Here is a 12,662-nt window from a genome sequence, read left to right as displayed (position 1 = left end):
AGCACTTGTTATTTATTTTTTAGTGTTTCAGATTGGCGCGTAGGCGTAGCCCGTCGTAGACATTGCTAACATTCCCTCTTATTGCGGCGTTTTCAGAGAATTTCTGAGTAATATACAGGCGATCGCTATTCTATCCCAGACCAACTGTTACAGTTATAAAAGAGTCTGTAGACAAATAACTATGAGCAACTCTCCTTCAACAGAACCTCAACCTAGCTACGTAAAACTCGCCATGCGAAACATGGTGCGTAAGGGCGCAACTTCCCTGAAGCATTTTGGATTGACTGCCGTAGGCCTTTTAACTCTCCTTGTTGGTCTTGCTTATCTAACTCACTAAGCTATTACGCAACTGGTGAGGGTTGTCATTAGTCATTTATCTTCCAAACGACAGATGACCAATGACAAAGGACAGTCTTAACAACAAACCTCAGACAAGGAGACTATGTGCCCCTGAGCGTTGAACTATATGTGGAGGATTCTTTTTACGATTTGTCCCTGACAACATCTGTAAAAATTGTTGACACTGATACTCGAATTCCTCCTGAAACTTGGGAAAATTGGTTCAATCAGTGGTTGGAAATACTTCAACCTCAAATTCCGCCAGCGCCAAGTTATGAAATTGGGCTGCGTTTGACAGATGACTCGCAAATTCAAGAACTGAATGCTCAGTATCGTCAACAAGATAAGCCTACAGACGTTTTAGCTTTTGCTGCTTTAGAAGTGGATTTTCCGCAAAGCAAAGAAATGCTTGCATCTGTACCATTATACTTAGGTGATATTATCGTGTCTGTAGATACAGCACAGCGCCAAGCGAAACAGCAGGAACATAGCTTACCAACCGAACTAGCTTGGTTAGCATCCCACGGTTTATTACACCTGTTGGGCTGGGATCATCCTGATGAAGAAAGTTTGGGGCGAATGTTAAAACAGCAAGTAAGATTGCTGAACGCAACAGGTATTGCTATTGACATGGAATAGCAGTAGTTATGTGTTCTTAATGTTAATTTTGGGTAATACTTTTATAATACTTCTGTGCAAATTTGCTTAAAGATTGCCTCAAAGTTAATTCTGCCATTAAGATCGGCGAATATTCCCACTGTAGCAACTCTATTTTTGTATTTTTAAGTCTATGTCCCCAAAAATTTCTTCATCACCAACGCCTACCTCGTTACAAACACTGGTGTCTAACGAACGGGAATTTTCCTGGAAAGTAGCCTCTAATTTATTTGTTAGTTTTAAATATGCCTGGGCTGGAATCAGCTATAGTTTTCAAACTCAACGTAATTTTCGCATCCACGTAAGCGTTTGTGCTTTAGCTATCGGTTTAAGCGTATTTTTGCACCTGCAAGCTGTGGAAATAGCGGTAATTGGTATAACTAGTGGTTTAGTTTTGGCATTAGAATTACTAAATACAGCGATCGAGTCTCTTGTGGACTTAACCGTTAAGCAGACATATCATGAATTGGCAAAAATCGCTAAAGATTGTGCAGCTGGTGCAGTTCTTGTCTCTGCTTTAGTAGCGGTGCTGGTAGCTGGTACGCTATTGCTCCCTCCTCTGGTAAGGTTAATTATATCCACTTTGTAAATAATGATTTGCGTAGGCGTAGCCAAACCCAGGCATCGCCAAGTGACTTGGTAAGAGGATCGCACTCTACCCAATTCACTGTAGAGAAGACATTATAAGAAATTAAAAATTTAAGAAGTGGCTTGTTATAAAGTAGCCGCTTCATATTTATGTGTCTACGTTAGCGTTATTTTTATATCTAGTGAACAATATATAAGATAAGTTAGCGTGAAAAAAACTAAGTATATTAAGAAACGTAAATAGGCTTAAAACCCTTACTAATGACCAATGGCAAAGGACAAATGACAGCCTTAGCCAGTTAGCTTTAATTTCGCCAACCTACTTAGTATCAGTAATCTGATAAGAGCTAAAAACCAGGAGTGATAAGCTTTGATTATAGTTATCGACAATTACGACAGTTTTACATATAACTTAGTGCAATATCTGGGAGAATTAGCAGCAGAATTCTCAGTAGCAAATGATATTAAAGTTTTTCGTAACGACAAGATATCCATAGATGAGATTCGGGCATTAAAGCCGGAAGCCGTAGTTATTTCTCCTGGGCCTGGCCGCCCGGAAGATGCGGGTATATCCTTAGAATTGATTGAACAGCTAGGACAAGATTTGCCAATTTTAGGTGTCTGTTTGGGACATCAAAGCATCGGTCAAGTATTCGGTGGTAAAATAATTCCTGCTCCAGAGTTGATGCATGGCAAAACCTCTCAGGTATCTCACACTGGGGTGGGGGTTTTTCGGGGATTAGAAAATCCTCTCATCGCCACTAGGTATCATAGTTTGGTAATCGAACGTGAGACTTGCCCAGATGTGTTGGAAATCACCGCTTGGGTTGAAGATAACACCATCATGGGAGTGCGACACCGGAACTATCCTCACATTCAGGGTGTCCAGTTTCACCCAGAGAGTGTCCTGACATCTTCAGGAAAACAGTTATTACGAAATTTTCTCGAACAGTTACAGTCAAGAGCATAATTAATGAAACGACGACAGTTGATGGGCTATGCTGGGGCGGGGTTGGCCACAGCTTTAGTTACTACCTTGGGTTCTAAATCTCAAGCTGACGCACAATCTAGCGGTTTATCAGTTCAGTGGTTGGGTCATACTTGCTTTCTTTTTACTGGTGGTGGTGCGAAAATTCTCGTCAATCCATTTCGGGCGGTTGGCTGTACTGCTAAATATCGAGTACCAAAAGTTGCAGCAGATTTGGTACTGATTAGCAGTCAATTGCTGGATGAAGGTGCGGTGGACGTACTACCGGGAAATGCAAAACTCATCTACGAACCAGGAGTTTATGAGTTTAAAGGTATTAAGTTCCAAGGAATTGCCATAGACCACGATCGCAAAGGTGGTAAGCAATTTGGCTCAAATACTGCTTGGAGTTGGAAGCAGGGCGGGATTAATATCTTACACTTAGGGGGAGCCGCTGCACCCATTTCCATTGAGCAAAAAATCTTGATGGGACGACCCGATGTATTATTCATTCCGGTGGGAGGCAGCGCAAAAGCCTACAATGCTCAAGAAGCAAAGCAGGCTATTCAAGTATTAAATCCCAAGCTGGTGATTCCGACCCATTACCGGACACAGGCGGCTGATGCTGCTAAGTGCGATATTTCACCACTTGATGATTTTTTGACCTTAATGCAAGGTACGACAGTGCGGCGTAGCAATGGAGATAGTGTTTCCATTAACCCTGGTAAATTGCCAGAAAAGAGTGAAATTCAGGTTTTGACTTACAAGTTTTGACGAGCAGGAAATGAGGGGATAAGGGAGCAGGGGGAGATGAGGAAGAATAATTCCTAACTCCTGTACAGACGCGATTAATCGCGTCTGTACTCATAACTCCTAGCTTTTAGAATGTATACCACTGTGGGCCAAGCTTATCTGCATCGCTGATGGGATTCTCAACGGCTGTTGTTCCATCTATAGTCCAAATATTGTCTGAACCTGCGGTCTGATCGCGCCAGTAGATGTCGGTCTTACCGTCGCCGTTGAAGTCACCAAGAGATGGTGTCAAAGCTGCGTTATTAGTTGGTAAGAAAGCTTCAGTCGCAACTGTTGTACCATCCATCAACCAAGCGGTGTTCGCACCTGTGGTTCCATTGTGCCAGAAGATATCGGTCTTACCATCACCGTTGAAATCACCAATTTTGGAAGTCCAGGATGAGTCAAGTGTTCCCAAAGCGCCTTCTGTGACTAAGATGCCTCTCATCGTCCAAACCTTGTTCTCACCTGTTTGAGCGTTTCTCCACAGAATGTCAGTGCTTAAATCGCCGTTGAAATCACCAAGGCTAGCAGTCCAGGCTGCGTCTTGGGACTGTAGCGCAAATTCAGTCTTTTGGGCACCATCCATAAACCAAGCGCTGTTATCGCCAGTTGTCGCATTGCGCCAGAAAATATCGCTCTTGCCATTGCCATCGAAATCAACAATGGTAGGAGTTAGAGCTGTGTCTGTAGTGTCTAGAACAGTTGCAGTGAGAACTGTGGTGCCATCCATCTCCCAAATAGCGTTCTCACCAGTTGTAGAATTATGCCAGAAGATATCGGTTTTGCGATCGCCGTTGAAATCCCCAATCTGAGGACTCCAGGCTGCATCAACGCTAGATAGAGCAGCCGCAGAACCAACTCTTGTGCCATCCATCAGCACAATGCTGTTCTCACCGGTTGTCTTATTGCGTAATAAGAAGTCGGTTTTACTATCAGCATTGAAATCAGCAATTTTGTAATCATAGGCGGATAGGTCAAATTGACCCAAAGAACCCTGTTCAAGAACTTTTGTGCCATCCATCAACCGAATGACAATCTCACCAGTTGTAGAATCAACCCAAACTTTATCTGTTTTACCATCACCGTTGAAGTCAGGAACAATCGCCGCACTGGTTAGGTAAGGATTAGGATTAGGATTGGCTGAGTTGGTGATAGACTGATTCACCGCTCCAGTTTGTAGTTCTTGTGAGGAACTCTTACTCCAAGCTCCCAAAGTAGAAAGTGAATCATCAAGAGAAGTCGTCAAAGCATTTGATTTTTTAAAAGAGGCTAATCCTAATGCAGATGTATTCAAAGGTGAGGGTGAGAAATTTGAATTTTCAGTCATGGTTTATTTTTATCGTTGGTTGTCATATTTTTCTAACTTTTTTTGGCAATCTCTTTCTGTAATGAAATAACATTTATCGGGGCTTCAAGATTTCTTTATAACTATTTTTTATTTATTAATGTCATTCTTTAAAGATAAATATCTGTTCCTTTTAAATGATTAATAGGGAATTTTCAAGTTCTATATAAACAATTATGAAATTATTTTTGTTTATTATGTATGTGATGATTTGCAGATAAAGCTTTATTACTTTATCTGTTTTCTTTGACATTAGGAATTTTATCAAAATTCTACTTGTATCTTTAACAGTTCATTAGCGAGACAAAAGTATTCACACTAGACTAATATTTGATTGCCTAAAATAACTCCATACAACTCAAAAAACCTTCTTGACTATTGCCCGACCACTAGGCTAGAGCAAAAATCAAAGCTGCTTACTATGCTACCCTTTCAAGCTTCGATTCATTGGTAAGTAATTTCACAGTAAGGAATTTAGTCCTTATTTTTAAGTATCCAAATGTTTAATGCAAACTTTAAAAATTAGCTTTATAAAGTAATATTCGTATTTATTACAAAATTACAAATATGCTAAGATTGAAATAATCGCCACATTAGTTTTAAAATTTGTGTAATATTATCTTCTTTTATGATGAATTTCTCAATTGTTTGCGGAATCACTACTATTTGTTATTTTGTAGAATAGCTTACTGTCTTCAAGTATACGAGCAGGTAATTGCACGCCAGATTATGAAAAATGAGTATATGTACATACCACGAATTCATCTTTATTGACCACGTAATTGATCGCTTTTATTGCTGTGGGTTGAGCAGACATATTCTTTACAGTGTGTTGTAGAATTTATTAACTACCAAAATTGATATGGAATAAGGCGTTAAAAATAATTTATTTTTTTATGAATATACTCAATTATTCGATAACAATAATATTTCCGAGTTATTTCAAAATTAGGAAATCTGAGTATTTCAAGATAATTGATTATTCTCCAACGATTTATGGCTTAAGTGGAAACAAATATTGGTTAGAATAACTTAGATTAGCAACTATTAAGATGCCTGAACTGTGCATCTACCAGTTGCTAAAAGTGTAAAATAATACAATATTTTCATAAAAACATCAGCTATGCAAGCAGAATATCGGCAGCGTCGTGAGCAGTTAATGGCAAAAATTGGTGATGGCACAGCCATTTTTCGCAGTGCGCCAATGGCAGTGATGCACAACGATGTCGAGTATGTTTATCGCCAAGACAGTGATTTCTTCTACCTGACTGGTTTTAATGAACCACAGGCAGTAGCAGTGTTAGCGCCGCATCATTCAGAACATCGGTTTGTGCTGTTTGTCCAACCGAAGGATCGCGAAAAGGAAGTATGGACTGGTTATCTTTCTGGGGTAGATGCAGCCAAGGAGATTTATGGTGCTGATGAAGCGTACCCCATTAGCGAGTTAGATGAAAAGTTGCCGCAGTATTTGGAAAAAGCCAGCCGCCTTTACTATCACTTAGGACGCGATCGCAATTTTAACGACCAAATCCTGAAACATTACCAAAGTTTACTGCGGACTTATCCTAAACGCGGTACTGGGCCGATCGCCATTGAAGATACTGGCCCTGTTCTCAACAGCATGAGACTAATTAAAAGTGAAGCTGAGTTGGGGTTAATGCGTCAAGCGGTTGCGATCGCCACCGAAGCACACAATTACGCCCAAGAAATCACCGCACCCGGACGTTATGAGTATGAAATCCAAGCGGAGATGGAACGCATCTTTCGAGTGCGGGGTGGAATGGGGCCAGCTTATCCTTCGATTGTGGCCTCTGGGGTGAATGCTTGCGTACTCCACTACATTGAAAATAATCGTCAAATGCAGGATGGAGAATTACTGCTAATAGATGCTGGTTGTGCCTACGGTTATTACAACTCTGATATTACGCGGACATTTCCTGTGGGGGGTAAATTTACGCCAGAACAAAAGACATTGTATGAGATTGTACTAGAAGCACAAAAACAAGCGATCGCTCAAGTAAAACCAGGTAATCCCTTCAAATTAATTCACGATACAGCAGTGCGCGTTATCACGGAAGGTTTAGTTGAACTTGGCATTCTTAAAGGTGAAATTGATAAGTTAATTGAAGAAGAGAAATATAAGCCATATTATATGCACCGCACCAGTCATTGGTTAGGTTTGGATGTTCATGATGTAGGAGTTTACCAGCACGGTGAAGATAAACCACAGATTTTACAACCAGGCCAAATTTTGACAGTGGAACCGGGACTATATATTGTGCCTGACACCAAACTAGCAGAAGACCAGCCAGAGACTGATACTCGATGGATTGGCATTGGTATTCGGATTGAGGATGATGTGTTAGTTACACCTGATGGACATGAGGTTTTAACTGCGGGAGTTCCCAAGGCAGTGGATGAAGTGGAACGATAAAAATAGGCAGAAGGGGAGCTAATTTCCAAGTCTCTCTCCCAATCTGGGAAACGTTAGAAAACCCGGCTTCAACAAAGTAAGCCGGGGTAATTCATGCACTTGTATAAAATAAAAATGAGGCTTAATCTGGGCGATTGTCACTTTTGGCATTAGGAGCAATCGCAGAAAGTTCTTAAATCAAGAACAGCCCTCAACAAATTCAACTTCTGGTAGTTTACCTGACCGAAACTCAGTAACACGCTTACCGTCAGTCTCGAAAACAACGCGATAGTTCTGATCAGCATGGTCTTTCGGAATAAATGTCAAGTAGTGTCCGCCTTGGACGTATTTATGAGGTGTGATTTTAATTTGTTCTGGGTAAAGAGACTTGATTTGTGCTTCGGTATCGCCAATTTTCGCACCTTTGAGGGTAGTAATCTGGGTGTTCTGCCGTACATCTACTCTAGAAATGCGACCTTCTGTCACCATGAACGAAAGATTTTTTGGTTCATTTTGTGGCTTAACATAGTAGCAATTGTTATTGGGTGGATCGCCCACTAACTTAGTACCAGCAGCCTTTGTCGCTTGGGAAACAGTCATCCCAACTCGTACTGCACCGATTCCATTGATAAACAGTTTCGCCTGATTTGTCAGTTTCGCTTTTGCTACAACTGTGCCGACAGTTAAAGAAGAAACTGCCAACGTTAAGGAAGCAAGAGTCAAGAATTTAACTTTATTATTCATAAATTGTGGAAATAAAAGTAGTAGATTTTTGCATACAGTATCTATGCTACCAATTTCAGATTTTCAAGTTTTTGACTGGCGAAATTGTGATATTACTTCAATCAAACCAACAATATTACGGTTGAACTCAGGTAAATCTTCCACAAGTATCCAATATTCCTGATGTATAGAACCGCCCACACCCTCTTTCCTTCTACTTCTGCCTCGATCTACTTAATATCAAAGTCTGTTTTGTTGGTTTTTATCAACTTGGATCTTCCTTATCCATAGCTTCAAAAAGAGTATTTCCAGTTTGCTCATCTGCGTAGGCGTAGCCCGTCGTAGACATCGCTCCTTGATTATCTCCCAAATGACGACGAATTTGGCTACGTAATATATATGCTTCTGCTTCTTTAGGATTTAGCTGAATTACATAGTTCGCATCTGCAATCGCACCTTTGTAATCTTGGAGTTTTTGACGAGTATATCCACGAGAGATATAAGCGTAGGTATCTTTGGCATTCAATTTAATAATTTCGTTGTAATCAGCGATCGCTCCTTTATAGTCTTCCAGATGATTAAGAACTTGCGCTCGCTGGTAATAGATACCACTGACATTTTTGGGGTTAAGGCGCAAAATCTCGTTATAATCTTGAATCGCGCCTTTATAATCTTTTAATCTATTCCGAAAGCTGGCACGAGTCATACGAGATTCAATATCGTGAGGTTTTAAGCGCACAATTTGGTCATAATCTGCTAGTGCGCCTTTATAGTCATGCAGTCCCAAACGCGCCCGTGATCGCTTTATATAAGCATCGACATCATTAGGATTTTTACGCAAAGCAGCAGTTGTCAGCTCAATTTCTTGTTGTCTATTTTTTCTGATCTGCTCAAGCCTTTGCTGAGAATTTTGAGAGTAATAAGTCAATAACTTTACCCAGCTAGGAGCCAGAGCTTGCAAAGTACCTAATATTCCTCCTAACAAGGTTACACAGTATATAACTAATAGAAAAACTCTAGTTTTCCATTTACTACGGGATTCATGCTGCTGTTGAATCAATCCCTTTACTAAGGTGTATCTTTTACTGAAAGGCAAGCTTCCATATCCGAGTTGCTTCAGATACTTGAATATGAAATGCAGAATATTATCCTGAGCTATGGGTGGATTTAGTCGTAGTTCTTTTTGAAATTTCTGATTAATTTTAGCGCTTTGAAAGCTATTAGGGATGCCCATAGCTATCAACATCGCAAATAACAATAACATTGGTCTATCTTTTCCTAGAAATCCTAAGATAATCACACCAAATACTTTAAATAAAACACCAATGTAAGGGAAACGGGAAAACAGCAGTAAATCAGCAATTTGTCCTCCATCTAGAGGATAAATCGGGAGTAGATTAAACAAGTTTAGAAATATCAGCGTCCAACTTGTTTCTCGTACCCAATCAGGATAAGCACTACCCAAAGGTGCAAGGCTCGCCAACCCAATCCCCAAAATTAACCCTGGTAATGGCCCTGCTAAAGATATCCAAAACTTTTGGGTGAGTGTAGCGTCATCTTTACGGGCAGTTGCTAAAGCGCCTAAAAACGGTACGAATAAAACAGAGGTATCACGATAGCCAAACAGTTTCATCGCCAATAAATGTCCGCCTTCATGGAAGAACAGTACAGCGATGAAAATCACCACACTTTGTGGAGTAAGAAAGCTTGTATAACTGGCGATAAACAACCCTAAACTACCCAACAAAAGCCAAGTGCGAAATTTTTTACCCACCAAACCAGTTTCGGTATACTGCATTTGTTTAAATCCCTCTACTTCCAGTTCTATAGGGATTTCTTGTAAAATGCTGGAATCAGTTTTGGCTTGTTGTCTGCGTTGCTTGATGATGTTTGCTGCTTTCTTGTTACCCTGCGTCATCGGGTTAAGCGATCGCAGGATTGTTAACCAATGTATCTCAAATAACTCTGTTCCCTTGATTGGTGATATTTTCTTCGTCTTGGCTAAGTTACTAACATAGCCACTCATCTGTATCTGTAGTGCTTGAGCAAAAGACTCTGGTGATAAACCACAAGGTGTTTTGCTGGTAATTAATTGTTTGAGACGATCTTGATGAGTCTGCCATTGTACTGATACTTCGCCAGTATAAACATCCTGAACAATAGTGTTAGGAAACTCACCTATAAGTCCATGCTGTTTGCCGTTGACAGTCAGCAATAAAGTTTTATCCTTAAAAAAGGTATAAAACTCTATATCGAATAAATTGACAGGTTCGGCTAAACGACGAATAACTACTGTGGCATAGCTTTTGAGTGCTTTGTTATATAACAGAAGTTCCCAATTTGTTTGCTGATATGCTTTGCTGATTGGTTGATATTGTAAATAGCTGCATGGAAGAAAGCCGAATTGCTCTAGTTCTTTAATGGGAGTTTGAAATAAATCTTTTAAATAGATAGGAACTGTATCAGCTTTTGTAATCTGGTACTTGGGATATTGAATCTGAGATTTGCTAAGTAGTAAAAAGAGAATGAGATAGCGAATAACAGTCAGTAGAACGTAAATTGCGATCGGGTAGATTAGGTATTGCATAGCAATATATAGTTTTTAACTATGCTTAGTATTCCCTGACACTAGATAAAATAGCTTGGATTGCAAATACCTAAAACAAAAATGGGTATAGCCTTTTGACCATACCCATTTCAATGATTTTAGAACAGTGCTTACAGCTGCGGTACGTACTGCTGTTTTTCAGGTACTTCAGCGTACTCAGCCACAATTTGGCGGAATTCTTCGCCGTCAATGGTTTCTTTTTCGATGAGCAAATCGACTAAGCGATCGGTGACAGTGCGATGATCGCGGACAATTTTCTTGGCGTTGTCATAGCATTCTTCCACGATCGCTCGGACTTGTCCATCAATGCGGGAAGCGATGGATTCGGAATACTCAGATCGAGTTGTCCAGTCACGACCCAAGAATACTTCACCCTGCTGGCTTTCTAATGAAAGTGGCCCTAAGTCGGACATCCCGAACCGAGTCACCATCTGCCGTGCCATTCCCGACAACTGTTGCAAGTCTCCACCAGCGCCAGTTGTGACTTCCGCAGCGCCAAAAATTACCTCTTCAGCAGCGCGACCGCCCAAAGCACCAGTAATCCTGGCTTTCAACTGAGAACGAGAAATTAACCCTTGTTCTTCGTTGGGAGTAAACCAAGTTAAACCTTGCGCTTGTCCCCGTGGGATTAAGGTAACTTTTTGCACTGGATCGTGGTCTTTTAACAAAGTTCCCACTAAGGCATGTCCAATTTCATGGTATGCAATTAAGCGCTTGCTCTTGCTATCCACCAAAGGAGTACCTTCCATCCCCGCAACTACCCGATCCACCGCGTCATCAATTTCGCGGAGGGTGATCGCTTCTTTGCGTCTTCTCGCAGTCAAAATTGCTGCTTCGTTAAGTAAGTTAGCTAAGTCAGCACCAGTGAATCCAGGAGTGCGGCGAGCGATCGCATCTAAAGATACGCTAGGGTCTAGTTTCTTGTTGCGTGAATGGACTTGCAAGATTTCCAAACGCCCTTTGATATCGGGTGCATCGACTGTTACTTGCCGATCAAAGCGACCGGGACGTAACAAAGCTGAGTCTAGTACGTCGGGACGGTTGGTAGCAGCAATAATAATGATGCCTGTGTTACCTTCAAACCCGTCCATTTCAGTGAGCAACTGGTTGAGGGTTTGCTCTCTCTCGTCGTTACCGCCACCGATACCAGCGCCCCGTTGCCGTCCTACTGCGTCAATTTCATCGATGAAGATGATGCAGGGAGCGTTATCTTTGGCTTTCTTGAACAAATCGCGGACGCGGGATGCACCCACACCAACGAACATTTCTACAAATTCCGAACCGGAAATACTGAAGAAAGGTACGCCTGCTTCGCCTGCGATCGCTTTTGCTAGTAAAGTTTTACCAGTTCCAGGAGGCCCAACTAATAGCACTCCCTTGGGAATCCGTGCGCCTACAGCAGTAAATCTTTCTGGCTGTTTCAAGAAGGTGACGACTTCTTGTAGTTCTTCCTTAGCTTCTTCAATACCTGCTACGTCATCAAATTTAACCCCGGTTTTCGCCTCCATTTGGAAACGCGCCTTAGATTTGCCGAAGTTCATCGCTTGACCTGGCCCGCCGGGAAGGTTGCTAGAACGCCGGAACAAAAAGAACAACCCAGTAATCAATAAAACTGGAAACACGAGATTGCCCAGCAATCCCCAGATTGCCCCATCATTCCGCATAGGGTGAGCATCAAAACTAATATCTTTTTCTTTGAGCTTGCTAATTAACTCAGGAGCGTTAATAGGCAAATCTACCCGCCACCTTTGGACGCGATTTTCGATGTCTGGATCGCGGGCTTCAATAATAGCTGTTCTACCGCCTTCGTAGAGATCAACACTGCTGACGCGATCGCCGTCCAAGTATTCTAGAAAGCGGCCATAGGTCATGCGGGTATTGGCTGCATTCTTGCTCATATCAGTAGGAGCGCCTGCAAAGGCCCCTTGCCAGAAGAAAAAGCCAATTACCAAAGCCGGCAATGTCCAGAGTACTACGACTTTCCAAGAGAATTTCATCTTAATTTGCCTCTAGATGCCTATACAATTCATTAGCTCTAGTAACCAAGTGTTCATCACTCTGTCACTTTAAGCTGTTAAACGGATGTTTATAAATCCATTTTGTTTAATTTGATCTCTTATATGCACTGTCATAAGGCAATTAGAGCATTATGGCGATGCCAACAAGAATCTTAATCAAAGTTAACTTAATTTTAATACAAAATCGCACGAGAAAAGGGAGAGCAACG

General features: G+C 41.3%; 10 protein-coding genes. 6 read left to right on the top strand and 4 right to left on the bottom strand.

Annotated features, from left to right (window positions below):
* Nucleotides 1-181: 181 nt before the first annotated feature.
* From GNF10_RS01330 to GNF10_RS01310, 5 genes are all read left to right on the top strand, one after another.
* A complete protein-coding gene (locus GNF10_RS01330) occupies nt 182-337 on the top strand; it encodes a DUF3285 domain-containing protein (RefSeq protein ID WP_185586095.1) in 156 nt (51 codons plus the stop codon).
* A 113-nt stretch (nt 338-450) separates the two neighbouring features.
* Nucleotides 451-978 (top strand): rRNA maturation RNase YbeY, encoded by a 528-nt coding sequence (gene ybeY / locus GNF10_RS01325; protein ID WP_185586104.1) that lies wholly within the window; start codon nt 451-453, stop codon nt 976-978.
* A 151-nt stretch (nt 979-1,129) separates the two neighbouring features.
* Entirely contained in the window at nt 1,130-1,585 is a 456-nt protein-coding gene (locus GNF10_RS01320; RefSeq protein ID WP_185586094.1) for a diacylglycerol kinase family protein, read from the top strand.
* Nucleotides 1,586-1,954: 369 nt separating this feature from the next.
* Nucleotides 1,955-2,554 carry an aminodeoxychorismate/anthranilate synthase component II gene (locus GNF10_RS01315; protein WP_114084118.1) on the top strand — a complete coding sequence of 200 codons (600 nt, stop codon included), beginning with the start codon at nt 1,955-1,957 and terminating at the stop codon, nt 2,552-2,554.
* A gap of 3 nt (nt 2,555-2,557) precedes the next feature.
* Nucleotides 2,558-3,325 carry an MBL fold metallo-hydrolase gene (locus GNF10_RS01310; RefSeq protein WP_185581263.1) on the top strand — a complete coding sequence of 256 codons (768 nt, stop codon included), beginning with the start codon at nt 2,558-2,560 and terminating at the stop codon, nt 3,323-3,325.
* Nucleotides 3,326-3,431: 106 nt separating this feature from the next.
* Here GNF10_RS01310 and GNF10_RS01305 read toward each other — a convergent pair whose 3' ends face one another.
* The gene (locus GNF10_RS01305; protein WP_185581264.1) at nt 3,432-4,673 is read right to left on the bottom strand and encodes a VCBS repeat-containing protein; all 1,242 of its coding nucleotides are present in this window, start codon (nt 4,671-4,673) and stop codon (nt 3,432-3,434) included.
* 1,141 nt (nt 4,674-5,814) lie between these two features.
* Here GNF10_RS01305 and GNF10_RS01300 point away from each other — a divergent pair.
* Nucleotides 5,815-7,125, top strand: coding sequence for an aminopeptidase P N-terminal domain-containing protein (locus tag GNF10_RS01300; RefSeq protein ID WP_185585653.1), 1,311 nt, complete (start codon nt 5,815-5,817; stop codon nt 7,123-7,125).
* Nucleotides 7,126-7,302: 177 nt separating this feature from the next.
* Here the strand turns inward: GNF10_RS01300 and GNF10_RS01295 are convergent, their stop codons facing one another.
* The 3 genes from GNF10_RS01295 to ftsH2 all read right to left on the bottom strand — a co-directional run bounded on the left by GNF10_RS01295 (nt 7,303) and on the right by ftsH2 (nt 12,432).
* Complete coding sequence (locus GNF10_RS01295) at nt 7,303-7,848, bottom strand: hypothetical protein (protein ID WP_185585654.1); 546 nt, start codon at nt 7,846-7,848, stop codon at nt 7,303-7,305.
* Between the two features lie 244 nt (nt 7,849-8,092).
* A complete protein-coding gene (locus GNF10_RS01290; RefSeq protein WP_185585655.1) occupies nt 8,093-10,414 on the bottom strand; it encodes a site-2 protease family protein in 2,322 nt (773 codons plus the stop codon).
* A 131-nt stretch (nt 10,415-10,545) separates the two neighbouring features.
* Entirely contained in the window at nt 10,546-12,432 is a 1,887-nt protein-coding gene (gene ftsH2, locus GNF10_RS01285) for an ATP-dependent zinc metalloprotease FtsH2 (protein WP_185585656.1), read from the bottom strand.
* Between the last annotated feature and the right edge of the window lie 230 nt (nt 12,433-12,662).

The sequence above is a fragment of the Nostoc sp. UCD121 genome (genome assembly GCF_014222285.1).
Taxonomy (GTDB): Bacteria; Cyanobacteriota; Cyanobacteriia; order Cyanobacteriales; family Nostocaceae; genus Nostoc.
The sequence above is the reverse complement of the archived record's forward strand: the minus strand, read 5'-3'. Positions and strand labels throughout refer to the sequence as shown.

What these genes read in the sequence shown, in the direction of transcription:
- GNF10_RS01330 (WP_185586095.1), top strand. Translation starts at nt 182, where the DNA reads ATGAGCAACTCTCCTTCAACAGAACCTCAACCTAGCTACGTAAAACTC.
- GNF10_RS01320 (WP_185586094.1), top strand. Translation starts at nt 1,130, where the DNA reads ATGTCCCCAAAAATTTCTTCATCACCAACGCCTACCTCGTTACAAACA.
- GNF10_RS01310 (WP_185581263.1), top strand. Translation starts at nt 2,558, where the DNA reads ATGAAACGACGACAGTTGATGGGCTATGCTGGGGCGGGGTTGGCCACA.
- GNF10_RS01305 (WP_185581264.1), bottom strand. Translation starts at nt 4,673, where the DNA reads ATGACTGAAAATTCAAATTTCTCACCCTCACCTTTGAATACATCTGCA.
- GNF10_RS01300 (WP_185585653.1), top strand. Translation starts at nt 5,815, where the DNA reads ATGCAAGCAGAATATCGGCAGCGTCGTGAGCAGTTAATGGCAAAAATT.
- GNF10_RS01295 (WP_185585654.1), bottom strand. Translation starts at nt 7,848, where the DNA reads ATGAATAATAAAGTTAAATTCTTGACTCTTGCTTCCTTAACGTTGGCA.
- GNF10_RS01290 (WP_185585655.1), bottom strand. Translation starts at nt 10,414, where the DNA reads ATGCAATACCTAATCTACCCGATCGCAATTTACGTTCTACTGACTGTT.
- ftsH2 (WP_185585656.1), bottom strand. Translation starts at nt 12,432, where the DNA reads ATGAAATTCTCTTGGAAAGTCGTAGTACTCTGGACATTGCCGGCTTTG.